Annotated in this window: 19 protein-coding genes and 1 pseudogene; 2 read left to right on the top strand and 18 right to left on the bottom strand. The window is 74.8% G+C overall.

Translation table 11 applies throughout. From position 1 onward, the window contains the following. Positions 1–42: 42 nt before the first annotated feature. From RM844_RS23960 to nsdA, 4 genes are all read right to left on the bottom strand, one after another. The gene (locus RM844_RS23960) at positions 43–2,520 is read right to left on the bottom strand and encodes a [protein-PII] uridylyltransferase (RefSeq protein ID WP_311669430.1); all 2,478 of its coding nucleotides are present in this window, start codon (positions 2,518–2,520) and stop codon (positions 43–45) included. 43 nt (positions 2,521–2,563) lie between these two features. Further along, positions 2,564–2,902, bottom strand: coding sequence for a P-II family nitrogen regulator (locus RM844_RS23965; protein WP_122399767.1), 339 nt, complete (start codon positions 2,900–2,902; stop codon positions 2,564–2,566). Then, on the bottom strand, positions 2,899–4,131 hold the full coding sequence (locus RM844_RS23970; RefSeq protein ID WP_394814584.1) for an ammonium transporter: 1,233 nt from the start codon (positions 4,129–4,131) through the stop codon (positions 2,899–2,901). The genes RM844_RS23965 and RM844_RS23970 overlap by 4 nt, the downstream gene beginning before the upstream one ends. Before the next feature lie 366 nt (positions 4,132–4,497). Further along, the gene (gene nsdA / locus RM844_RS23975; RefSeq protein ID WP_311669523.1) at positions 4,498–6,012 is read right to left on the bottom strand and encodes a transcriptional repressor NsdA; all 1,515 of its coding nucleotides are present in this window, start codon (positions 6,010–6,012) and stop codon (positions 4,498–4,500) included. Between the two features lie 298 nt (positions 6,013–6,310). On the opposite strand from nsdA, the gene RM844_RS23980 reads away from it, so the two are divergent. Then, complete coding sequence (locus RM844_RS23980; RefSeq protein ID WP_311669431.1) at positions 6,311–7,015, top strand: bifunctional DNA primase/polymerase; 705 nt, start codon at positions 6,311–6,313, stop codon at positions 7,013–7,015. Positions 7,016–7,051: 36 nt separating this feature from the next. Here RM844_RS23980 and ftsY read toward each other — a convergent pair whose 3' ends face one another. The 4 genes and pseudogenes from ftsY to RM844_RS24000 form a co-directional block, all read right to left on the bottom strand. Next, the gene (ftsY, locus tag RM844_RS23985; RefSeq protein WP_311669432.1) at positions 7,052–8,260 is read right to left on the bottom strand and encodes a signal recognition particle-docking protein FtsY; all 1,209 of its coding nucleotides are present in this window, start codon (positions 8,258–8,260) and stop codon (positions 7,052–7,054) included. 120 nt (positions 8,261–8,380) lie between these two features. Then, positions 8,381–11,944 carry a chromosome segregation protein SMC gene (gene smc, locus RM844_RS23990; protein WP_311669433.1) on the bottom strand — a complete coding sequence of 1,188 codons (3,564 nt, stop codon included), beginning with the start codon at positions 11,942–11,944 and terminating at the stop codon, positions 8,381–8,383. A gap of 193 nt (positions 11,945–12,137) precedes the next feature. Beyond that, entirely contained in the window at positions 12,138–12,344 is a 207-nt protein-coding gene (locus RM844_RS23995; RefSeq protein ID WP_311669434.1) for a hypothetical protein, read from the bottom strand. 335 nt (positions 12,345–12,679) lie between these two features. After that, positions 12,680–12,955 (bottom strand): annotated as a pseudogene (locus tag RM844_RS24000) (acylphosphatase); the annotation flags it as partial. 242 nt (positions 12,956–13,197) lie between these two features. Between RM844_RS24000 and RM844_RS24005 the strand changes: the two are divergent. Beyond that, positions 13,198–14,016, top strand: a complete 819-nt coding sequence (locus RM844_RS24005; protein WP_311669435.1) for a CAP domain-containing protein — start codon at positions 13,198–13,200, stop codon at positions 14,014–14,016. Positions 14,017–14,034: 18 nt separating this feature from the next. Here RM844_RS24005 and mutM read toward each other — a convergent pair whose 3' ends face one another. From mutM to RM844_RS24055, 10 genes are all read right to left on the bottom strand, one after another. After that, positions 14,035–14,895, bottom strand: coding sequence for a bifunctional DNA-formamidopyrimidine glycosylase/DNA-(apurinic or apyrimidinic site) lyase (gene mutM / locus RM844_RS24010; protein ID WP_311669436.1), 861 nt, complete (start codon positions 14,893–14,895; stop codon positions 14,035–14,037). Then, complete coding sequence (rnc, locus tag RM844_RS24015; RefSeq protein ID WP_311669437.1) at positions 14,888–15,721, bottom strand: ribonuclease III; 834 nt, start codon at positions 15,719–15,721, stop codon at positions 14,888–14,890. Before rnc ends, mutM begins: the two co-directional genes overlap by 8 nt. A gap of 19 nt (positions 15,722–15,740) precedes the next feature. Then, positions 15,741–15,914, bottom strand: a complete 174-nt coding sequence (gene rpmF / locus RM844_RS24020) for a 50S ribosomal protein L32 (RefSeq protein ID WP_311669438.1) — start codon at positions 15,912–15,914, stop codon at positions 15,741–15,743. Positions 15,915–15,916: 2 nt separating this feature from the next. Beyond that, on the bottom strand, positions 15,917–16,531 hold the full coding sequence (locus RM844_RS24025) for a YceD family protein (RefSeq protein WP_311669439.1): 615 nt from the start codon (positions 16,529–16,531) through the stop codon (positions 15,917–15,919). Between the two features lie 203 nt (positions 16,532–16,734). After that, entirely contained in the window at positions 16,735–17,838 is a 1,104-nt protein-coding gene (locus RM844_RS24030) for a cell division initiation protein (protein ID WP_311669440.1), read from the bottom strand. An 82-nt stretch (positions 17,839–17,920) separates the two neighbouring features. Next, positions 17,921–18,400, bottom strand: coding sequence for a pantetheine-phosphate adenylyltransferase (gene coaD, locus RM844_RS24035; RefSeq protein ID WP_311669441.1), 480 nt, complete (start codon positions 18,398–18,400; stop codon positions 17,921–17,923). Between the two features lie 26 nt (positions 18,401–18,426). Further along, positions 18,427–19,023: a 16S rRNA (guanine(966)-N(2))-methyltransferase RsmD gene (rsmD, locus tag RM844_RS24040; RefSeq protein WP_311669442.1), complete on the bottom strand. Its 597-nt coding sequence runs from the start codon at positions 19,021–19,023 to the stop codon at positions 18,427–18,429. Between the two features lie 149 nt (positions 19,024–19,172). Further along, positions 19,173–19,655, bottom strand: a complete 483-nt coding sequence (locus tag RM844_RS24045; RefSeq protein ID WP_394814585.1) for a DUF6227 family protein — start codon at positions 19,653–19,655, stop codon at positions 19,173–19,175. A 194-nt stretch (positions 19,656–19,849) separates the two neighbouring features. Beyond that, positions 19,850–22,066 carry an ATP-dependent DNA helicase RecG gene (gene recG, locus RM844_RS24050; protein WP_311669443.1) on the bottom strand — a complete coding sequence of 739 codons (2,217 nt, stop codon included), beginning with the start codon at positions 22,064–22,066 and terminating at the stop codon, positions 19,850–19,852. Between the two features lie 82 nt (positions 22,067–22,148). Further along, positions 22,149–23,789 (bottom strand): DAK2 domain-containing protein, encoded by a 1,641-nt coding sequence (locus tag RM844_RS24055; RefSeq protein ID WP_311669444.1) that lies wholly within the window; start codon positions 23,787–23,789, stop codon positions 22,149–22,151. Positions 23,790–23,945 lie beyond the last annotated feature (156 nt).

Raw genomic sequence — 23,945 nt, forward strand, 5'->3', positions numbered from 1 at the left:
CGGGCGGTGCCCTCCAGCGTATCCGCCCGGCGGGCCAAGGTGTCAGCCCGTGCCGGCGGCACCCCCGTCCGCCAGCGCCCGCTCCAGGTCACGGGCCAGTTCGGTGGCCCTGGCCGGGGACAGCGGGGCGCCGGCCAGGTCCGTGACGTAGAAGGCGTCCACCGCGTTGGCGCCCAGGGTGCTGACATGGGCGCTGCGGACCCGGACCTGGGCGTCCTCCAGGGCCCGGCCGATCCGGTGCAGCAGCCCGGGGGCGTCCTGGGCGCGCACCTCGAGCACGGTGGCCAGCCGGGAGCCCAGCGGGGCCACGGACACCCGGGGCGGCGGGGCGGCCTGCCGCCGGCGGCGCGGGCGCCGGTAGGCGGCCTCCCGCTCGGCGAGCCGGCCGCGCAGGTCGAGCGAGCCGTCCAGCACCCGCGCCAGGTCGGCGCGGAGCCGCTCGGCCCGGGGCAGCGAGCCGTACTCGGCGGCCACCCGCCAGTCGAGCACCAGCACCTGGCCCGATCCGGTGGGGTCCAGCTCCCGCAACTCGGCGGAGCGGACGGTGAGTCGGTGCAGTGCCAGCACGCCGGCCACCGCCGGCAGCACCCCGGGCTGGTCCGGCAGCGCGATCACCAGCTCCACGCCGACCGGCTCGGGGTCGGCGCCATCGGCCGGCGCCGGCCGGTCGGCCTCGCCGGGCCGCGGCCGCAGCGCGAGGACCGGTCCCTGGGTGCGGAACGCCTCGACCGCCAGCCGTTCGGCGGCGACCGACGGCTCCCCGGCCGGCGTCGGCGAGGGGCCGTCCTGGAGGCTGGCGGCGACCCGCTTGACCAGGTCGGCGACCAGCGCGGCGCGCCACCCCGACCAGGCCGCGGGGCCGGTGGCCAGGGCGTCGGCCTCGGTCAGGGCGTGCAGCAGCTCCAGGGTGAGCTGGTCGCCGACCGCCTCGGCGACCAGCGCGATGGTGGCCGGGTCGCCCAGGTCCCGCCGGGTCGCGGTCTCGACCAGCAGCAGGTGGTGGCGGACCAGGGTGCCGAGGACGGCGGTGTCGGTGGCGTTGAAGCCGATCCTGGCGGCCATGTCCCGGGCGATGGTCTCGCCGACGACGGAGTGGTCGCCCGGCCAGCCCTTGCCCATGTCGTGCAGGAGCGCGGCGACCAGCAGCAGGTCGGGGCGGCGGACCCGGCGGGTCAGCGCGGCCGCCCGCACCGCGGTCTCCACCAGGTGCCGGTCGACGGTCCAGCGGTGCACGGGGTTGCGTTGCGGCCGGCAGCGCACCCGCTCCCAGTCGGGGAGCAGCCGGGTGATCAGCCCGCCGGCCTCCAGCGCCTCCCAGACCGGCACCGTGTCAGGACCGGCGCCCAGCAGGGTGATCAGCTGTTCGCGCGCCTCGGCCGGCCAGGGCACCGGCAGCTCGGCCGGCTGGGCCGCGAGCGCGGAGACCGCCGGCAGCGCCAGCGGCAGCCCGGCCTCGGCGGCCGCGGCGGCAGCGCGCAGCGGCAGCACCGGGTCGCGGTCGGGGCGCGCGGCGCGGGCCAGGCCGACCTCGCCGTCTTGCTCGACGACGCCCTCGGCGAGCGGGAGCCGGGTGTCGGGGGTCGGGCCGCCCCGGCCGGCGCGCGACCAGCCGAACCGGCGGCGGGTGGAGCGGGCGCGCAGCACCCGGCTCACCTCGCGCCAGGTGACGTCGGAGGCGTAGGCGACGGTGCGGCCGGCCTCGTAGACCTGCCGCAGCAGGGTGTCGGCGTCCAGCACGCCGAGCGCCTCGGCGACCTGGTCCTGGTCCTGGAGCGCCAGCCGGTCGGTGGCCCGCCCGGTGGCCAGGTGCAGCGCGTCGCGCACGTCGAGCAGGGTGTTGCGGGCGGCCTCCAGGCCCTGGCGGGGCGCGTCGGCGAGCCAGGAGGCGGCGACGGCGCGCAGCGCGGTGGCGTCCCGCAGCCCGCCCCTGGCCTCCTTCAGGTCGGGTTCCAGGAGGAACGGCAACTCGCCCTGGCGGCGGGCTCGTTCGCGGCCCAGCTCGTGGAGTTCCGGGAGCCGGGTGGGGGCCTGGGAGCGCCACTGGGCGAGGACCTCGGTGCGCAGTTCGGCGGTCAGCGCGGCGTCCCCGGCCAGGTGCCGGGCGTCCAGCAGGCCGAGTTGCACCTTGAGGTCGTCGGCGGCGGTGGCGCGGGCCTCCGGGATGGTGCGGACCGAGTGGTCCAGGGCCAGGCCCAGGTCCCAGACGGGGTACCAGAGGCGGTCGGCGACGGCGGCCAGGTCGCCGGGCGCCGCCTTGCCGTCGTGCAGGAGCAGCAGGTCGAGGTCGCTGCGCGGGGAGAGCTCGCCGCGCCCGTAGCCGCCGACGGCGACCAGCGCGAGCCGGCCGGGGCGGGGGGCGGCGCGCAGCAGTCCGGCGAGCCACTCGTCGGTGATCTCGGCGAGCCGGGCACGCCGAGACGGCCCGGGCCGCGCCTCCTCCTGAAGGAGGCGCAGCCGGGCCGAGGCGTAACCGCCGTCGTGGCCCTCTTCCTCGCCGGTGGTTGGTGTCTGGGCCGTCATGCGGTCCACTCCCGTGTGGTTCGGAGGGCGGGCGTCCGGTGGTTCAGAGGGCGTCCGGGCCGCGTTCCCCGGTGCGGACCCGGATCGCGGTCTCGACGGGCAGGCTCCACACCTTGCCGTCCCCGATCTTGCCGGTCCTGGCCGCCTTCACCACGACATCCAGCAGCTGGTCGGCGTCGTCGTCCTCGACCAGGATCTCCACCCGGACCTTGGGCACCAGGTCGACGGTGTACTCCGCGCCCCGGTAGACCTCGGTGTGGCCGCGCTGCCGGCCGTAGCCGCTGGCCTCGGTGACGGTCAGGCCCTGCACTCCGAACGCCTGGAGGGCCTCCTTGACCTCGTCCAGCCGGTGCGGCTTGATCACCGCGACGATGAGCTTCATGCGTCCACCTTCTTCTCACCGGCCGCCACCTCGGCGGACGCGGTCACCGTGCTGCTCGGCACCGAACCGGAGCCGGCCTGGCTGAAGTCGTACCCCGTCTCCGCGTGGTAGGCCAGGTCGAGGCCGGCCGTCTCCTCCTCCTCGGAGGAGCGGAACCCGATGGTGCGCTGGAGGAGTTGGGCGAGGAGGTAGGTGACCACGAAGGAGTAGGCCATCACCGCGACGGCACCCAGGGCCTGCTTGCCGAACTGCTCGAACCCGGCGCCCTCGGTGGCCAGGAAGCCGACCAGGAGGGTGCCGATCACGCCGCCGACCAGGTGCACGCCGACCACGTCGAGCGAGTCGTCGAAGCCCAGCTTGTACTTCAGGCTGACGGCCCAGGCGCAGACCGCGCCGGCCAGCAGGCCGATCAGGATGGCGCTCATCGGGCTGACGTTGGCGCCCGACGGGGTAATGGCGACCAGGCCGGCGATCGCGCCGGAGGCGGCGCCCAGGGTGGTGAACGCGCCGTGCCTGATCCGCTCGTAGATCAGCCAGCCGACGATGGCGGCACCGGTGGCGACCTGGGTGTTCAGCGCCATCATGGCGGCGGGCGAGCCGCTGCCGGTGGTCAGCGCGGAGCCGGCGTTGAAGCCGAACCAGCCGAACCACAGCAGGGCGGCACCGAGCAGCACCATGGGCAGGTTGTGCGGGCGCATCGGGTCGCGCTTGAAGCCGATCCGCTTGCCGACCACCAGGGCGGCGGCCAGCGCGCCGGCGCCGGCGTTGATGTGCACGGCGGTACCGCCGGCGAAGTCGATCACGCCCATGTTGAACAGCCAGCCCTCGTCGGCGGCCCAGACCCAGTGGGCGACCGGGAAGTAGACCACGGTGACCCAGAGGGCGATGAACAGCGCCCAGGTGCTGAACTTCACCCGGTCGGCCAGCGCCCCGCTCATCAGGGCCGGCGTCAGGATGGCGAACATCAGCTGGAAGGCGATGAAGGCGACGACCTCGCCCTGGTCGATGGAGATGTCCCGCAGGCCGATGAACTCCAGGTCACCGATGACCGGGCTGGTGCCGCTGAAGGCGAGCGAGTAGCCGTAGAGGACCCACAGGATGCTGACGACGCCCAGGGAGATGAACGACATCATCAGCATGTTGAGCGCGCTCTTGACCCGGACCATCCCCCCGTAGAAGAAGGCGAGGCCAGGGGTCATGAGCATCACCATGGCGGCGCAGATCACCACATAGGCAACGTTTGTCGCTGATAGCGCTTCTTCAGGACTCAAGGTGGACGTCTCCTCAAAAATGCGACCCGTGCGGGCGGGTTGGGTCAGGATGCGCCACAGGCTCTCTGAGGGCGGTTTCCGTCAGCGCTCCCGCATGTTTCGCGGGCGTGACGATGGCCGAACCCGTGTTACGCGGCCATGAAACGTCCGGCGGCCGGGACCGGGCGCGGCACGGGAACCGGCGCGGCACCGCGCGCCGGCCGGCCGACGCCTGACGGCGACGAGAACCGGCCGTGCCCTGCGCCACCCGGGTGACCTGGCGGGGGAGCCGAGTCGGGCGGTCCTGGGGGGCGGGCACGGCCGGGGTCGGTGGCCGGGCGGCGGTCAGACCGCCCGGCTGGCCTCACTTTCCGGGAGTTCCACGGTCAGCCGCTCGGCCAGGCCGGCGACCGCGCGCACCTCTCCGAAGTCCCGGCGGACGGCGGCGCAGGTGGTGCGCAGCCGGTTGCTGACCCGCTCGGAGCGGAGCCGGCTGGCCAGATCCAGCGCCCGCTCCGTCATCCGCACGCAGGCTTCCGGCTCGCGCGCCAGCAGGTGCACGGTGGCCATCCCGATGAGGTTGAGTGCATACGACCGCTGGTGCCCGCTGTTCGGGTCGGGCTCGCACTCGGCGGCGAAGCCGCGGACCGCCTCCTCCATCAGCGGCCTGGCGCGGCTGACGTAGGTCGGGCTGCGGCCGGCGACGTAGGCCAGGTCCCGGTAGGAGTGGGCGTTCTCGGCGCACAGCTCGGCCCGGCTGAAGAACCCGAGCCACCCCGGGTCGGCGTCGTCGGGGCCGGCGTCGGCGAACGCCTCCTCGGCCAGCCGCACCGCGCGGTGGCACTTGGGCGGCTGGCCGAGCGAGGCGTAGGACCTGGCCTCCAGGGCGTAGAGCAGCGCCTGGGTGCGCGGCGTGGCCTGCTCCCGGCTGCCGTACTGGGCCAGGTGCACCAGCTCCAGCGCGTCCTCGGCCCGGCCCAGGTGGATCATCTGCCGGCTCATCTGGGAGAGGACGAACGCGCCCAGCGGGCGGTCCTCGGCCTCCTTGGCGGCGTGCAGCGCCAGCACGAAGTACTTCTGCGCGATGGGCTGGAGGCCGATGTCGTAGCTCATCCAGCCGGCCAGCTCGGCCAGCTCGGCGGTGACCTGGAAGAGCCGCCGCCGCACCGGCGCCGGATGCGCCTCCTGCAGCAGGTCGGTGACCTCGTGCAGCTGGCCGACCACCGCCTTGCGCCGCAGGCCGCCGCCGCACTGGGCGTCCCAGGCGCGGAACTGGGTGGTGGCCTCCTGGAGCTGCCCCAGCTCGGCGCGGGAGAACCGGACCAGCCGGCGGGACTCGGCGGCGCCGGGGGCGGTGGCCAGAGTGGTCGGCTCCGGCTCCTGGGCGCCGCCGGGGCTGGGCGCCAGCCAGCGCTGCATCGGCTCTATCAGGGCGGGGCCGGCGGACATGGTGAGGGAGGTGCCGAGGAAGCCGCGCCGCCCGAGCATCAGGTCGCTGCGGGAGAACTCGTTGATCAGCGCGATGGTCTGGCTGCTGGCCCAGGGCAGGTCGACGCCGGAGGTGGCGGCGGCGCGCGGGGTGGCGCGCAGTCCGAGGTCCTCCACGCTGACCACGCAGCCGAAGCGTTCGGAGAACAGCTCGGAGAGGATGCGCGGTATCGGCTCGCGTGGCTGCTCGCCGTCCAGCCAGCGCCGCACCCGGGAGGTGTCGGTGCTGACGTGGTGCGCGCCGAGCGTTCTGGCTCGCCGGTTCACCTGTCTGGCCAGCTCGCCCTTGGACCAGCCGCTGCGGTGGAACCACGAAGTCAGCCGCTCGTTCGGCCGCTTGGCGGGGTTGCCGCCGCTGCCGTTCCCGCCCACGCTTTCGCTCCGATCCCGGTAACCCGTGGTGGTGGCGGAGATGCCTGCCGACACGCCGCCTACGGTGCACTGAAAGTAATCCTACGATCACGCGCGTGACGAGACGGCCACGGCAATCGCCACCATTCGCCACCCCTTCGGCGAGAACCTATGGCCCACCTCGCGCGATTCACTTGTACGCACGTTGTTCGATGCCAGGCGGGACGAAGCATTCCGGGGGCGCGCGCTGTTGACCGTGCGCCCCGGGCGCCGCCGGCCAGGGGCGTAACTTCGGCAGACCAATCCCGTTGGAGTGTGCATGGGTTTCACCATCGGCGGAATGCGGGAGCGCGGAGCCCCGCGCCCGATGGCCGGCCGGGCCCGGCGCGGCGCCGGCCGCTCCCGCGGCGACACGGCGGTCGCCGAGTACGTCGGACTCTGGGGATGGGACGTCACCCCCGGCGCCGCGGCCCGGCCCGGTGCGGCCGGCCGGCGCGCCGGGTGCTCCTGCGGCCGGCCGGACTGCCCGGCGCCCGGCGCGCACCCGCAGGCCCGCGCCATCCCGGCCGGCACCCCGCTGGACGAGGCGCTCGACGCCTGGGCCGAGGCCAGGTCGGCCACCCCCGGCGCCACCGTGCTGCTGCCCACCGGCCGGGCCTTCGACGTGCTCCAGGTGCCCGCCGTGGTGGCCCGGGCCGCGTTGCCGCGGCTGGAGCGGCTGGCCCTGCCGCTGGGCCCCGTCGCACAGGCCCCTGACGGCCGCGCCTGGTTCTTCGTCGCCCCCGGGTTCGCCGCCGAACTCCCCACACTGCTCGACGAGTTGGGCTGGGGTGGCCTGCCGCTGCGGCTGACCGGGCTGGGCCGGGGCAGCCATGTGACGGCGCCGCCCTCGTCGGTCGCCGGACTGGGCGAGGTGGTCTGGCTGCGCCCGCCCGACCTGGAGACGGCGGCCGCGCCGCCCTCGGCCAAGCCGCTGCTGGGCGCCCTGGCCAGCCTCTGCCACCGGCTGACGCCGGCCGACTGACGGCCGGCGTCCACCGCGGCGGCGCCGCGCGGGCCGTCAGTCGAGCAGCGCGTCCACGAAGGCCTCGGGCTCGAACGGCGCCAGGTCGTCCGGCCCCTCCCCCAGCCCCACCAGCTTCACCGGCACGCCCAGCTCCCGCTGCACGGCCACCACGATGCCGCCCTTGGCGGTGCCGTCGAGCTTGGTGAGCGCGATCCCGGTGATGTCCACCGCCTCGGCGAAGACCCGCGCCTGCACCAGGCCGTTCTGCCCGGTGGTGGCGTCCAGCACCAGCAGCACCTCGCTGACCGGCCCCTGCTTCTCCACCACCCGCTTGACCTTGCCCAGCTCGTCCATCAGCCCGGTCTTGGTGTGCAACCGGCCGGCGGTGTCCACCAGGACCACGTCCGCGGTGGCCTCGATGCCCTCCTTGACCGCCTCGTAGGCGACCGACGCCGGGTCGCCGCCCTCCGGGCCGCGCACCGTGCGGGCGCCCACCCGCTGGCCCCAGGTCTGGAGCTGGTCGGCGGCGGCGGCCCGGAAGGTGTCGGCCGCGCCCAGCACCACGGACTTCCCGTCGGCGACCAGCACCCGGGCCAGCTTGCCGGTGGTCGTCGTCTTGCCGGTGCCGTTGACGCCGACCACCAGCACCACCGCGGGCCGCTCCTCGCCCTCGACGGAGACCCCGCCCTCGGTGTGCACCACGCGGTCCAGCGACGGGTCCAACTGCGCCAGCAGCTCCTCCCGGAGCAGGGCGCGCAGCTCGTCGGGCGTGCGGGTGCCCAGCACCCGCACCCGCTCCCGCAGCCGCTCCACCAGCTCCTGGGTGGGGCCGACGCCGATGTCGGCGGTCAGCAGGGTGTCCTCGATCTCCTCCCAGGTCTCCTCGTCCAGCCGCTCCCTGGAGAGCAGCGTCAACAGTCCCTTGCCCAGCGAACTCTGCGACCTGGCGAGCCGCGCGCGCAGCCGGACGAGCCGGCCGGCCGAGGGCTCCGGCACCTCGATCTCGGGCGCCTCCGGCTCGGTCACCACCGTCTCGTCCGGGGCCGGCGGCAGCGTGACGTCCTCGACCGTCCGCCGCTCCTCGGTCACCGGCGTGGCCGCGTCGTCCCCGACCCGGGGCTCGGCGGGCGGCGCGGTACCGGTCGCGCCACCGCCACGCCCGGTCGGCGGCGGCGCCTGGCCACGCCGGCGGCCGACGAGCAGTCCGGCGACCGCCAGCACGGCGACCACGGCGATGATGACGACGAGGAGAATGGTGTCCATGGGTTCCCTTGGTGGTGCTCGGCGCGGCCGGGCCGAGCGACGAGAGGTCGGGTGCGTTCGGCTCTAAGGTAGCGCCAGCCACGCGGGGCGGCGCCCGTCGCCCCGCGCCCCGAAGGGACCTCAGGAGAGCCGCTGGCTGATCACTTTGGAGACGCCGTCCCCCTGCATGGAGACCCCGTACAGCGCGTCCGCGACCTCCATGGTGCGCTTCTGGTGGGTGATCACGATGAGTTGGGAGCTGTCCTTCAGCTCCCGCATGATCCGGATCAGCCGCTGGAGGTTGGTGTCGTCCAGGGCCGCCTCCACCTCGTCCATCACGTAGAACGGGCTGGGGCGCGCCTTGAAGATGGAGACGAGCAGGGCGACGGCGGTCAGCGACCGCTCACCGCCGGAGAGCAGCGACAGCCGCTTGACCTTCTTCCCTGGCGGCCTGGCCTCCACCTCGACGCCGGTGGTCAGCATGTCGTTCGGGTCGGTCAGCACCAGCCGCCCCTCGCCGCCGGGGAAGAGCCGGCCGAAGACGCCCTCGAACTCCCGCGCGGTGTCGTGGTAGGCGGCGGTGAAGACCTGCTCCACCCGCTCGTCCACCTCCTTCACCATCTGCAACAGATCGGCGCGGGTCTTCTTCAGGTCCTCCAACTGCTCGCTGAGGAACTGGTGCCGCTCCTCCAGCGCCGCGAACTCCTCCAGCGCCAGCGGGTTGACCTTGCCCAGCTGCTTGTAGGCGCGCTCCGCCGCCCGCAGCCGCTTCTCCTGCTGCCCGCGGACGAAGCGCGTCGGCTGGTTGCGTGGATGCTCCGGGTCCTCGGGCAGCTCCTCACCCTCGGCCGGCGGGGAGGGGGGCACCGGCTGCTCCGGGCCGTACTCGGCGACCAGCGCCGTCGGCTCGACCCCCAGCTCCTCCAGCGCCCTGGCCTCCAACTGCTCGATCCGCAGCCGTTTCTCGGCGCCCAGCACCTCGCCCCGGTGCACCGAGTCGGTGAGCTTGTCCAGCTCCTCCTTCAACTCCCGGCCCGCCGCGCGCTCCTGGTCCAGTGCCCGCTCGCGCTCCGCCTTGGCGGCCTCGGCCGCCCCGCGCTCCGCCTCCGCCCTGGCCAGCGACGCCTCCACGTGGGCCAGCAGCTGCCGGGCGCCGTCCGCCACCGCGCCGGCGGTCTCGATCTCGTGCCTGGCCCTGGCCCGGCGGCGCTCCGCCCTGGCCCGGGCCTCGCGCTCGGCGCGGGCCGCGCGGTCCAGCGCGTCGGCCCGGCCGGCGAGCCCGCGCACCCGCTCCTCGTGGGTCCGCAGCTGGAGCCTGGCCTCCATCTCGGTCTGCCGGGCGTTGGCGCCGTCGGCGGCGAGCCGGTCGCGGACCGCGGTGTCCGGCTCCTCGACCGCCTCGTCCGTCTCCTCGGCCACCGCCAGCCGCTCGGCCAGCTCGGCCGCCTGCTCCGTGGCCCGGGCCAGCTCCCGCCCGGCGCGCTCCACGGCCGCCTCGGCCCGGTCCGCCTCCCCGGCCGCCGCCCTGGCCTGACCGCCGAGCCGGCCCAGGTCCTGCGCCACCCTGGACTTCTCCCGCTCCGCCGCGGTGCGCCGGCCGGCCAGCTCCTCGACGGCCGCCGCCGCGGCGCGGCGCCGCTCGGCGGCGGCCTCCTTCGCCGCGGCCAACTCGGCGCCGCGCGCCGTCAGCCGCTCGAACTCGGCGGCCGCCTCGTCCACCGAGGCCCGCACCTCCAGCAGGCTGGGCGCGCCGGCCGAACCGCCGCCGGCCAGCCCGCGGGAGAGCAGATCGCCCTCGCCGGTCACCGCGGTCAGCGTCGGGTGACCGGTGACCAGCCGGAGCGCGTCGTCGACGGTGTCCACCACCACCACCTCGCGCAGCAGCCGCCGCACGGCCGGCAGCAGTTCGGCCGGGCCACGTACCAGGTCGACCGCCCAGCACCAGGGCGCCGGCGCCGGCTCGGCCGGCGGCGCCGGGGCCTCGCCCTGGCCGCCCAGCAGCAGGGCGGCCCGGCCCGCGTCCCGCTTCCGCAGCAGCCGCAGCGCCTCGACGGCCGCCGCCGGGCCGGCCACCGCGACCGCGTCGGCCGCCGCGCCCAGCGCGGCGGCCACCGGCACCTCGAAGCCGGGGGTGACCGTCAGCAGCTCGGCGGCCGGCCCCAGCACCCCGGCCAGCTCGTCCCCGGCCGACAGCAGCGCGCCGCTGCCGTCCTTGCGGCGCAGGCCGAGCGCCAGCGCGTCGCGCCGCGCCGCGACGGCCGCCCGCTCGCGTTCCACCTCGCCCAGCTGGTCCCGGACGGCGTTCCACTCCGCCTCGGCATCGGCCAGTTCCCGCTTGGCCTGGTCATGCGCCGCGGCCAGCTCGCCGTCGTCAGCCGTCCGCCCCTCGACCTGGGCGCGCAGCTCCTCGTACTCCTCCTGGGCCGCCGTCGCGCGCTGCCGCGCCTCGTCCCGGCTGGCACCGGCACGGTCTATGTCGGCCTGGGCGGCGGCTGCGCGGCTGCGCGCCGCGTTGGCCTGCGCGTTGAGCCGGGCCAGCCCCTCACGGCGGTCGGCGAGCGCCCGGGCGGCGTCCTTCAGCCGGCGCTCCTCGTCGGCCAGCGCGCGCTCCAGCTCCGCGCGGTGCGCCACGGTGTCCTCCAGCGCGGTGCCGGCGGCCTCCTGCGCCGCGGTCAGCTCCGCCTCCTGCTCCCTGATCCGGGCCGCCTCCCGCTCCAGCTCCTCCGGCTCCCGTCCCCGGCGTTCCTCCGCCGGCTGGGCTCGGGCGCTGGTCACCCGGGCGTCGGCCAGGTTGACGGTGCCCCGGACCCGTTCGGCGAGTTGGGAGAGCTGGTACCAGGTCTCCTGGGCCCGGCCCAGTCGGGGCGCCAGGGTGCGCACCTCCTGGGTCAGCTCGCTCTCCCGGCGCAGCGCCTCCTTCAGGCGCCCCTCGGCGGCCTCCTTGCGCTCCTTCAGCGCGGCCTCGTCGGCGATCTCGGAGCGCAACGCCCCGCGGAGGGTGACCAGGTCGTCGGCGAGCAGCCGCAGCCGGGCGTCGCGCAGGTCGGCCTGGATCACCGCCGCGCGGCGGGCCACCGCGGCCTGCCGGCCCAGGGGCTTGAGCTGGCGGCGCAGCTCGTCGGTGAGGTCCTGCACCCGGGCCAGGTTGGCGCGCATCGCGTCCAGCTTGCGAAGCGCCTTCTCCTTGCGCTTGCGGTGCTTGAGTACCCCGGCCGCCTCCTCGATGAAGGCCCGCCGGCCGGTCGGGTCCGCGTGCAGCACCGAGTCCAACTGCCCTTGGCCGACGATGACATGCATCTCCCGACCGATCCCGGAGTCCGAGAGCAGCTCCTGCACGTCCAGCAGCCGGCAGGTGTCGCCGTTGATCTGGTATTCGCTGCCGCCGTTCCGGAACATCGTCCGGGTGATGGTGACCTCGGCGTACTCGATGGGCAGCGCGCCGTCGGCGTTGTCGATGGTGAGGGAGACCTCGGCCCGGCCCAGCGGCGGACGCCCGGTGGTCCCGGCGAAGATGACGTCCTCCATCTTGCCGCCACGCAGCGACTTGGCACCCTGCTCACCCATCACCCAGGACAGCGCGTCCACCACGTTGGACTTGCCGGAGCCGTTGGGACCCACCACGCACGTGATGCCGGGCTCGAAGCGCAGCGTCGTGGCCGAGGCGAAGGACTTGAACCCCCGCAGGGTCAGGCTCTTGAGGTGCACGCCGTCGGACTTTACCCGCCGGTCTTCCGGGATTGGTCGTTTCGACGCGAGGGTTGGGGGGCAGATCAGTGAGTAAGCCAGCCTGGGTCAACACCCGTACTCACAACGTGACAACATGACGAAGGGACGCCGAAGCGTCCCTCGCATGAGTAGAACCGCAAGCGGTGCGCCGATGACCACCTCTCCGTTGAGGTCAGGTCAGGGCGGGCTCCGCCTTGTGCACGTCGATGCCGTCAAGCATCGGGTCGCTCTGCCGAGCGGCGGCGGCCAACGCGTCGTTCTCCGCCTGGACCCGCACAAGCTGGGTCTCCAGGTCCTGGACGCGCTGCTGAAGCCGTCGCATCTCGGCGAGGACTCGGGGGTCGAAACCGCCGACGTGACCGAGAAGCGCCTTTGCCATGATGGATGGTCCTCCACACTGAGTGACCGACCGAAGCCGTTGGTGGGTCGTGAGGGATTACTGCCGCTGCGGACGCTCTGCCTGGTGTTCCAGGGCCAGCGGGCAGAGCCGCGCGGGACTTTCAGCGTCTCACCAAAAAGTGGGACGGTCAACACGATCACACCGCGTATCGCCCGGCGCGCCGCTCGGAGGGCTGGACCGGGGAGGGCGCCCGACATGATCGTCACGAGGGACGGTGGGCGCGCGACAGGCTTCTTGAATCGAGAGCCTTGCACGTCGCAGCGGGGATGGCAAGCAGTATGGGGGATAATTCCGGCCCCCTGGAGCGCGCCGGCTCAGCGGATGTCGAACCCCTCGTAACCCCCGCGGGGTGTGTCCCATATCTCGGTGACGCCCGCCACCCGGCCGGGTGTGTCACCTGAGCGTAGCCAGTCGAGGAGACGCTCGGCCCGCGCCCGCTCCCCCTCGGCGACGAGTTGCACCCGGCCGTCCGAGAGGTTGGCGGCGAAGCCTGTCAAGCCCCCGATCTCCAACGCCCGCGCCCTGGTGTACCAGCGGAAGCCGACCCCCTGCACCCGCCCCCGCACCCAGGCGGTGAGCCGGACCTGTTCCCCGCCGCCCGACGCCGGCTCGGCGGGGACGGAACGGTCGGCGGCGGCGCGGTCGGCGGCCGGCTGTGTCGCGTCCTGCATGTGACGCACGCTATCCGTTCTCTGTCGCGCACAGCTCCTCCGGGTACCACGCCATGCCGTACAGTCACGCGATAAGACATCACCTGTTCGAGTGAAATCACCGCAGAACCGGACGATGTTCCACCAGATCGCCAACTGGACGACACAGAAGGGTGCCACCCATGGGACGCCATCGTCGCCGGCGGGGGCACGCCCGCACCGGGCTCATCGGCGCCTCCGCGGCTCTGGCCGTGGGCGCGGTGGCCGTGGGCACCGGCCTGCTGCCGGGAGTCACCCAGCACTTCACGGGTGAGGACGCCGCGGACTCGAACGCCTCGGGACAGCGTGCGCACTCCCCCCGCGCCTCCTCCGACGACTCCCTGGAGCGTGAGGAGAGCAGGCCGACCAGGAACGCGGAGCGGGAGCCGGTCGAGGAGACCGAGGAGCCCGCCGAGGAGGAGACGCCGACCGAGGAGCCGGAACCCGAGCCGGAACCGGAGCCGGAGCCCTCCCCCACCGAGGAGCCGACCCAGGAACCCGCGCCCGAGCCGGAGCCCGAGCCCGAGCCGGAACCGGAGCCCACCAGGCCACCGGCCGACGAGGACGAGCCCGCCGCCACCCCGGAGGTCGAGGCGGCCGAGGCGGTGCTCGGACTGGTCAACCAGGCACGCGGCCAGGCCGGTTGTCAGCCGCTGCGGCTGGACGCCGGGTTGACCAACGTGGCCCTGGCGCACAGCAGGGACATGGCGGAGCGGGGCTACTTCGACCACACCAGCCCGGACGGCGCCACCCCCTGGGACCGTGCGGAAGCGGCCGGCATCAGCTACATGGGCGGCGAGAACATAGCCATGGGCCAGCAGAACGCCCAGTCCGTGATGGACTCCTGGATGAACAGCGAGGGACACCGCGCCAACATCCTGAACTGCGACTTCACCACCATGGGACTGGGCGCGCAGTTCGGCGGCGGCGGCCCCTGGTGGACCCAGACGTTCGGCTACTGAACGTCGCGCGGCGCCGGGTCAGACCCGGCGGGCCCGGGGCGGCCGCTGGCACGCCGGGCAGAAGTAGCTGGAGCGGTTCATCCACGGGCTGCGACGCACCGGGGTCGCGCAGCGCCGACAGGGCAGACCCTCGCGTCCGTAGACGTCCAGCGAGCGGTCGAAGTAGCCGGACTCGCCGTTGACGTTCACATAGAGGCTGTCGAAGCTGGTGCCGCCGACCGCCAGCGCCTGGGTCATCACCGCGCGCACCTCGGCCACCAGGCCGGCGGTGAGCGGGCGGGTCAGCGTCGCGGTCGGACGCTCGTAGTGCAGGCCGGTGCGCCAGAGCGCCTCGTCCGCGTAGATGTTGCCGACGCCGCTGATCAGCGACTGGTCCAGCAGCGCGCGCTTGACCGTGGTGCGCTTGCGGCGCAGCGCGGCGTGGAACGCGTCCTCGTCGAACTCCGGGTCCAGCGGGTCACGGGCGATGTGCGCGATGACGTCCGGCAGGCCGTCGGCGAGCAGCGGATGCAGCGAGAGCCCGCCGAAGGTGCGCTGGTCCACGAAGCGCAGCTCGCCGCCGGCGGCGTCGGCGAAGCTGATCCGCACCCGCAGGTGCTTCTCGTCCGGGGTGCGCGCCGGCTGCACCAGCAGCTGGCCGCTCATGCCGAGGTGGGCCAGCAGCGCGTGGTCGTCGCCCAGCGGCAGCCAGAGGTACTTGCCCCGCCGGCACGGCGCGGCCACCGGGACCCCGCGCAGCCGGGCGGCGAAATCCTCGGCGCCCGCCGGGTGGCGCCGGACGGCTCGCGGATGCAGTACCTCGGCGGCGGTGATGGTGCGACCGCCGACCCAGCGGTCCAGGCCGCGCCGGACGACCTCGACCTCGGGCAGCTCAGGCAACGGGGGCCTCGCCGGCGGCGTCCTCCGGGGCACCGCCCTGGCGCGCGGCCGCGGCCGCCGCGGCGGCTTCGGCCTCGGCCTTCCGGGCCGTGTCGAGCGCGGACCGGATCGCCCGCCAGGCGGTCTCGGCCGCCTGCTGCTCGGCTTCCTTCTTGCTGCGACCGGTGCCCGTGCCGTAGGTCTGGCCACCGACCCGGGCCGCCGCGGTGAAGGTCTTCTCGTGGTCGGGGCCGCTCTCCCCGATCACGTACTCGGGGACGCCCAGCCCCTCGGCGGCGCTCAGCTCCTGGAGGCTGGTCTTCCAGTCCAGGCCGGCGCCGAGGTTGGAGGAGCGTTCGATCACCGGGTCGAAGAGCCGGTGCACCAGCTCGTCGGCGGCGTTCAGGCCCTGGTCCAGGTAGACCGCGCCGATCACCGCCTCCAGGGTGTCGGCGAGGATCGAGGCCTTGTCCCGGCCACCGGTGCCCTCTTCGCCCCGTCCGAGCCGCACGAAGGCGCCCAGGTCAAGCCCTCTGGCCACCTCGGCCAGCGCCCTGGCCTGCACCACGGCCGCCCGCAGCTTGGCCAGCTGGCCTTCGGCGAGGTCGGGGTGGCGCCGGTAGAGCGTGTCGGTGACCACCAGCCCGAGCACCGAGTCGCCGAGGAACTCCAGGCGCTCGTTGGTGGGCAGCCCGCCGTTCTCGTAGGCGTAGCTGCGGTGGGTCAGGGCACGCACCAGAAGGGCGGGCTCCAGCTGATAGCCGAGCCGCCCTTCCAGCGTCGCGAGAGAGGCGGCGACGTCCGCCGCGGCCTGGGGCTGCGACTGCGACTTCCTGGCGTGTGCCATGACGCCTGTCACCCGCCGATCAGACGTCGAGAACCTGACGACGGTTGTAGGTACCGCAGTTGGAGCACGCGATGTGCTGGAGCCTCGGCTCCTGGCACTGCTCACAACGCACCAGGCTCGGGGCAGCGGCCTTCCACTGCGACCGGCGGTGACGCGTGTTGCTGCGCGACATCTTCCGCTTCGGAACAGCCACGGCTAATTCTCCTGTGGTTCGTCCCCGCCGGGGCGGGGAGCCTTCGCTTGCTTGTCATGCCCGGCGGGCTCCGCCGAGGCATCGGCCTCGGTGAACCCCCGCAGCGCCGCCCACCGGATGTCGACGGGCTCGTCGTGCTGGTGGTCCGGATCCGCCGCGAGCCGCGTCCCACAGTCGGGGCACAGACCCGGGCAGTCCTCCTGGCACATCGGTCGCAGTGGCAGGGCCAACACGACCGCGTCCCGCAGCACAGGCTCCAGATCCAGCAGGTCTCCCTGCAGGAACAGCCTCTCCTCGTCCCCCTCCTCGTCGTCCTCGGTGTCCGCGAAGCGCGGCGAGAACTCGGAGTCCGGGTAGGAGAACAACTCCTGGAAGTCCGCCGTGCCCTCGCGGGCGAGCGGCTCCAGACACCTGACACACTCCCCCGCCAGCGGGAAACGGACGGTGCCGGTGACCAGCACCCCTTCCATCACCGACTCCATGCGCAGCTCAAGCTCCAGCTCGGCGCCCTGCGGGACCCCGATGACCTCGATACCGAAGTCGGCCGGGGCCTCCACGGTCCGCGTCAGCCGCTTGAGCGTACCGGGACGCCGCCCCAGCTCACGTGTGTCGAACACGAGAGGGGCTCGGTGGTCCAGCGGGGCGTTCAGGGCTTTCTGCTTTCTCGCGAGGGGCTGCGGGTGAGCACGCAGGTCGGCTCCGGAGTGGTGGAGCCGAGCGGGCAGCTGTGACCGCCAAGGGCGCCCACAACCGAAGGGCCAGCATACGGCACGGGTCCGTCAGCTCCCAATCCCGCCCCACTGCCCCCGTTCCGCCCTGATCAGGGCTGGCCCTGCTGGTAGTCGCGCAGCTGTCGCTGGTCGATCAGCCCGGTGTCGAAGAGGCTGGTCTCGTCGAGCACCCCGGAGCCCTGGTAGCCGTAACCCTGCTGCCCCGGCACCGCGGCGCCGCCCTGAGCGGCCGGCTGCTGGCCGTAGTCGTAGCCACCCGCCCCGTAGCCCGCGCCGTCGCCGTAGGACTGCTGACCGTAGCCGTCCTGCGGGTAGCCGCCCTGCTGCTGGTAGCCGGGGTCGGCGTAGCCGCCGGCGTAGCCGTCCTGGGGGTAGCCGCCGGACCCGTACGGCTGGGCGGCGGCCTCCACCGGCGCCGGCAGCGCCGGGAGGGCGGGCGGCGCGGGCGGGGGCGGGGGGCCGGCGCCGTGGTCGGTCGGGGCGGGGCGCTGGGACTGCGGGACCCCGAGGTAGGCATAGGTGTCCTGCTCGCCGTCCGGCTGGGTGAAGTAGCCGGCGCCTGGGCCGTCCTCGGCCGCCTCCTGGGCCGCCACGTGCTCGGCCAGCTCGTCGATCGGCCGGTGGCCGGTGAGCTTCTGCCGGCCGCGGCCGACCGCCTCCAGCGTCTTGCGCAGGACGGTCTCGATCGCGCCGAACTGGGCCTCCACATAGGAGTCGGCCTGGCTCAGCAACTCCTCCGGGCTGCCCCGGTCGGGGCCGAGCAGCTTGGTGCGGCCCCGGTCCACCGAGTCGATCGTCTTGCCCAGGACCACCTCGAAGTTGGCCAGCTTGCTGTCCACGTAGTCGTCGGCCTGGGCCTTGATCTCGGCCGCCTCGGCGCGGGCCGCCGCCAGGACGCGGGCCGCCTCGGCCTGCGCCTGCTGGACGATCTCGGTCTGGTCCACCAGGGTGGCGCGTTCGGCGCGCGCGGCCTCCACGACCCGGGCCGCCGCCTCGTGCGCCTCGGCCACCACCTGCTCGCGGTCGCCGAGCACCTCCCTGGCCTGGGCCAGGGAGCCGGGGAGCGCGTCGCGCACCTCCTCAAGGCCGGTGAGCAGCTCGGACCGGTTCACCACGCAGGAGGCCGACATGGGCATGCCCCGGGCGCCGCTGACCGTGGCGACGATCTCGTCGAGTTTCTGCTGTACGTCCACGGAAGCGACTGTAAGGCCAACCGGCCGTTCCCGGGCACCAGTCGACCCGCCCGGCCCGGCGGCCGGGGGCGTACGGGCGCGGTCAGGGGCGCGTGAGCTTGCGCCGCAGCTCGCGCAGGACCGGCTCGGGCACCAGGTGCGAGACGTCACCGCCCCAGGTGGCGACCTCCTTGACCAGGCTGGAGGAGAGGAAGCTGAAGGTGGGGTTGGTGGGCATGAAGAGCGTCTCGACGCCGGAGAGGCCGTTGTTCATCTGGGCCATCTGCAGCTCGTAGTCGAAGTCGCTGACCGCGCGCAGTCCCTTGACGATGGCGGGGATGTCGCGCTGCTTGCAGTAGTCGACCAGCAGGCCGTGGAACGCCTCGACCTCGACGTTGCCGTGCTCCCGCACCGACTCCTCGATCAGGGCGATGCGTTCTTCGATGCTGAACAGCCCCTGCTTGGACTTGTTGATCATCACCGCGATGTGCACCACGTCGTACATCCGCGCGGCCCGCGCCACGATGTCGAGATGGCCAAGGGTGATGGGGTCGAAGGACCCCGGACAAACTGCGCGGCGCAACGGTCTCTCCTCGTTCGGCCGGCCGGTCAGGGCCGGTCACCTGCTTCGCTGGCGTCGTCGGCGACGGACCTGCCGTACCAGAGTGTGCCCTCCCCGTAGCGCCGGGAACGCAGCCCGGTGAACCCGGCCGGCCAGCCGAAGTCGCCACCCCTGGTGGACCGTTCCACGGTGACCAGCGCCTCGTCGGCCAGCCAGCCGGTGGCCCTCAGCTCGGTCAGGATACGGGTCAGCTCCGCGTCCTGGACCGCGTAGGGCGGGTCGAGGAAGGCCAGCTGGTAGGGGGCGGGGGGCGGGCCCGCCTCGACCACCCGCTCGGCCTTGCCGGCCCGGGCCTCGGCGCCGGGCAGCCCCAGAGCGCGGATGTTGGCGCGGATGACGGCGACGGCCTTGGCGTCGGGCTCCACCAGCAGGGCGTGGGCGGCGCCGCGGGAGAGGGCCTCCAGGCCGACCGCGCCGGAGCCGGCGTAGAGGTCGAGCACCCGGCTGCCGTCCAGTGGGCCGAAGAGCGCGGACCAGGTGGAGAAGAGCCCCTCCCGCGCCCGGTCCGAGGTGGGCCGGGTGCCTCGCCCCGGCGGCACGGCCAGCCGCCGGCCACCGGCGGCCCCGGCGATCACGCGGGTCATTCGAGGGTCCTCACAGTGCGCTGTCCGTCGGTCGTGGGACTGCCACGCTATACGGCGGCACCGGACGGGACACCGCGAGGTGCGCCGGTGCGGTGCGGACCCCGGGCGCGACGGGCGGGCGTGGGGACCGGGCGGGGCGGGCGGGCGGCTCAGCCGGCGGTCGGCTGGGCCCGGTGCCGGGCGGCGCGGCTGGCGCTGGCCTCGTCGGAGTAGACCTCGCAGACCAGGCGGCGGTCCTCCGTGAGGTCGTGTTCCAGCTCGTAGAGGCTCACCTCCACACCGTCGGGCAGCAGGAAGGCGTGCTGGTAGAGGGAGCACCAGCCGCGGCCCGAGTAGCCGGCCCGCGGCTCGGCCAGCCGGCCGATGTCGTAGCCGACGGCGGTGGCGAGCAGCTGGGCGGTGTCCTCGCCAGGGCGGTCGGCGTTGACCGCGCGGCGCAGCAGCCGGCGGGCGTGATCGGCCGCGTCCCGGCCCCGGTACTCCCGGCGGCTTCCCGGCCGTCCCTCGGCGGCCAGCGCCCGGTCGAACGCCTCGTCCGGGGGGCCGCCACGCCCCGGCGCCGACCACGGCCGGCCCAGCTCCGATGCTGGTCCCGGCCAGGGTTCGGCCGAGGCCGCAGGCTGTTCGGGCATGCAAGATCCTCCCGAGATGCCGCGCCCCTCAGCGCGGCGGGGGACACACCGTAGACCGCCGGCCGTGGGCTTGGTGCGGGTTTTGCCGAAAACCCGACACCCCGTGCCCAGCGCCCGCCCAGCGCCGCTCCGGAAGCCCGAACACTCCCTGGTACGGCGGGAGTTGGGAGGGGTCACGGCGGGCTGTGACAGGGTCACCCCTTGTCCAGGAACTCCTCCCGCTCGGCGTCCAGCAGGGCGTCCAGCACGGTCCGCAGATCGGGCGCGTCGGCCAGCTCCGGGTCCCGGTCGACGAGCGCGGTGGCCTCCTCTCGGGCCTCGACGATGGTCTCCTCGTCCGCGATGACGGCCAGCATCCGCAGGCTGCTCCGGCCGCCGGACTGCGCCCGGCCCAGCACGTCGCCCTCCCGGCGCTGCTCCAGGTCGATCCGGGACAGCTCGAAGCCGTCCGTGGTGGCGGCGACGGCCGCCAGCCGCTGGCGGGCGGGGCCGCCCTCCGCCGCGTCGGTGACCAGCAGGCACAGCCCGGGGGCGGCGCCCCGGCCGACCCGGCCGCGCAGCTGGTGCAGCTGCGAGACGCCGAACCGGTCGGCGTCCATGATCACCATGACCGTGGCGTTGGGGACGTTGACCCCGACCTCGATCACCGTGGTGGCGACCAGCACGTCCACCTCGCCGGCGGCGAAGCGGCGCATGGTCTCGTCCTTCTCCTCGGGGGCCAGCCGGCCGTGCAGGACGGCCACCCGCAGGCCGCGCAGCGGCCCGCCGGCCAGCTCGTCCGCCACGTCGAGCACGGCCAGCGGGGGCCGCCGCTCCTCGCCCGACTCGGGCGGCGGCTCCTCGGCGGCCTGGTCGGCCGGCTTCTCCGCGTCCTCGCCGATCCGCGGGCAGACCACGTAGGCCTGGTGGCCGCCGGACACCTCCTCGCGGACCCGCTCCCAGGTACGGGCCAGGTAGTGCGGCTTGTCCCGGGCCGGGACCAGGTGGCTGGCGATCGGCGAGCGGCCCGGCGGCAGTTGGTCGAGGACGGAGGTCTCCAGATCGCCGAAGACGGTCATCGCGACCGTGCGCGGGATCGGCGTGGCCGTCATCACCAGCAGGTGCGGCGGGCGCTCGCCCTTGGCCCGCAGCGCGTCCCGCTGCTGGACGCCGAAGCGGTGCTGCTCGTCCACGACGACCAGGCCGAGATCGGCGAACGACACCACGTCCTCGATCAGCGCGTGGGTGCCGATGACGATGCCGGCCTCCCCGCTGGCCACCTCAAGCAGCACCCGGCGCCGCGCCCTGGCCCCCATCGAGCCGGTCAACAGGGCGACCCTGGTGCCGCGTTCGGCGCCGCCCAGCAGGCCGCCCTCGGCCAGCTCGCCCAGCATCTCGGTGATCGAGCGGTGGTGCTGCTGGGCGAGCACCTCGGTCGGGGCCAGCAGCGCGGACTGCCCACCGGAGTCGGCGACGGCCAGCATGGCACGCAGGGCCACCAGCGTCTTGCCGCTGCCGACCTCACCCTGGAGCAGCCGGTGCATCGGGTGCTCCGCGGCCAGGTCGGCGAAGATCTCCGCGCTGACCCGGCGCTGGCCCTCGGTGAGGTCGAACGGCAGCCGCCCGTCGAAGACGGCGAGCAGCCCGTCCGGGGCCGGGCGGCGGGGCCGGGCGGGCAGCTGCGCGCCGGCCCGCCGCCGACGCGCCAGGGCGACCTGGAGGACGAACGCCTCGTCCCACTTCAGCCGGGCTCTGGCGGCGCCGATGTCGGCCCGGCTGGTGGGGCGGTGCACCTTCTCCAGCGCCTCCGGGAGCGGCAGCAGCTCCCGCCGCTGGCGCAGGCCGGCCGGCAGCGGGTCGGCCACCCCGCGCCACTCGGTGGCCGCCAGCGAGTCCAGCAGCAGGTCGACGGCCTTCGCGATCCGCCAGGACTCCAGCTGCTTGCAGGCCGGGTAGATGGGGAGCGGCCGGCCGGCGAACTCCTCGACCGCCGCCGCCTCGTCGCTCTCGTCGAGCAGCTCGTAGGCCGGGTGGGAGAGCTGGAGCTCGCGCTGGAAGCGGGAGACCTTCCCGGCGAACATGCCGCGCCGGCCCGGGCGCAGCACCCGCTCGTGGTGGTGGACCGCGCGCCGGCCGAAGAAGACCAGCCGCAGCTTGCTGCGCCCGTCGGTCAGGGTCACCTCAAGCCGCAGCCCGCGGCCGTTGTTGAACGGGCGGGTGCGGGCGTCGGCGATCTCGGCGACCACCGTGACGTGCTCGTCCAGCGGCAGCGCGCCGAGCGAGGTCAGCTCGCCCCGCTCGGCGTACCGCCGGGGGTAGTGGTGGAGCAGGTCACCGACGGTGTGCAGGTCGAGGTGGGCGGCCATCACCTTGGCGGTGGTGCCGCCGACGACGGAGGCGAGGGGATCGTGCGGCGAGGTCACGGTGCCCATTGCACACCATGGCACCGACAGTCCGCGCGGACCGCCGCCCGTTCCCCGGACACCGTGCCCGCCGCCTCCGCACCCCCGTGGGTCACTCCACGCCGAGCAGCAGCGGCGCGGACTGCTGGCCGGCGCAGACCACGGCGTCCACACCCAGGTGCGCCTGGCGGATGCGGTCGGTCAGCCGGTCGGCGAGGCCGGCCGGGGCGTCGGCGCCCAGCACCAGGGTGACCAGCTCGCCGCCACCGGCCAGCATCCGTTCCAGCACCTCGGCCGCGACCTCGGGCACCGTGCCGCCGATCACCGCGACATCGCCGTCCACCAGGCCCAGCACGTCGCCGCGCTGGCAGACCCCGGCCATCGTCCAGGACTGCCGCTCGGCCACGCTGACCTCGCCGAACCTGGTGGCGCCGGCGGCCGCCGTCATGGCGACCACGTCCTCGTCGAAGCGCCGCTTCGGGGTGTGCACGGCGAGCGCGGCGATGCCCTGGACCGGGGACCTGGTGGGGATCACGGCGACCCGGGCGCCGGCGACCCTGGCCTGCTCGGCGGCGGCCGCGGCGGCGTGCCACAACTCCCGGTCGTTGGGCAGCAACACCACCTCGCTGGCCCGGGTGGCGGCGATGGCCGCCGCCAGCTCACCACCGCCCGGCGCCTCCCCCGGCCGCACGGTGAGGGTGGTGGCGCCGGCCTCGGCGCACAGGCCGGCCAGGCCGGGCCCGGGCAGCACCGCGACCACCGCCCGGCCGCCGGCCTCCGCCGGCGCCGGCGGGGGGCCGGCCGGGGCGAGCGTGGTGATCCGCACCCGGTGTGGCCGGCCGGCGGCGATGCCGGCCTCCACGGCCGGGCCCGCCTGGCCGGTGTGCACGTGGACGTGCCACAGCCCGTCGCCACCGACCACCACCAGGGAGTCGCCCAGCGCGTCGAGCCGGTCGCGCAGCGCGGGGATCGCGGTGTCCTCGGCGTCCAGCAGGTAGGTGACCTCGAAGCCGGCCTCGGCCGGGTGGCCGCCGCAGCCGGCCGCCTCGCCCGGCCCGGCGGCGCCGGCCGGCGACGGGGCGGGGCCGGCCGGCCGGTGCCGGGGCGGCACGGCGTCGGCCGGCGGGCCGCCGAAGAGCGCGGTGTCCAGCGCGTCCAGCACCGTGACCAGGCCGCTGCCGCCGGCGTCCACCACGCCGGCGGCGGCCAGCGCGGGCAGTTGGCCGGTGGTCGCGGTCAGCGCCTCCCGGGCGGCCGCGCGCGCCGCGGCCAGCACCTCGGCCAGCCCGGCGGCCGGCCGCCCGGCGGCCAGGCCAGCGGCCTCGGCCGCCGCCGTGGCCACGCTCAGCATGGTGCCCTCGACCGGGTGGGCGACGGCCTGCCGGGCCGAGGCGGCGGCCCGGGCCAGGGCGGCGGCGAGGGTGGCGGGGGCGGCCGGCGCCGGCTCGGCGGCGAACACCTCGGCCATGCCGCGCAGCAGCTGGGCCAGGATGGTGCCGGAGTTGCCGCGCGCGCCGATCAAAGCGCCGTGCGCCAGGGCGCGCGCCGCCTCCGCGAGGCTCGGCTCGCCGGCCTCGGCGGCGGCCACGGCCTGGGCGGCGGACTCCACGGTGAGGTACAGGTTGGTGCCGGTGTCGCCGTCGGGCACGGGGTAGACGTTGATGGCGTCGATGTCCTCGCGGGCCGCGCCCAGCGCGCGCACGGCCAGCCGGCTCCAGCGACAAACCGCCCCGGCGTCGAGCGGCTGCGGCACGGGGAACCTCCCGGGCTAGGGTGAACGGCGGGTGCAGCTTATGCCCTGGTCCGGCCGCTGGGGCGATTTCGCCCATCGGGAACGCCCGGGGTATGCTGCCCCGGTTGCCCGATATCCCGCGTTGTCGGTTCGGGCCGCACTCGCCAGGGTTCAGGC

This window comes from Streptomyces chisholmiae, assembly GCF_031845445.1.
GTDB lineage: Bacteria > Actinomycetota > Actinomycetes > Streptomycetales > Streptomycetaceae > Streptomyces > Streptomyces chisholmiae.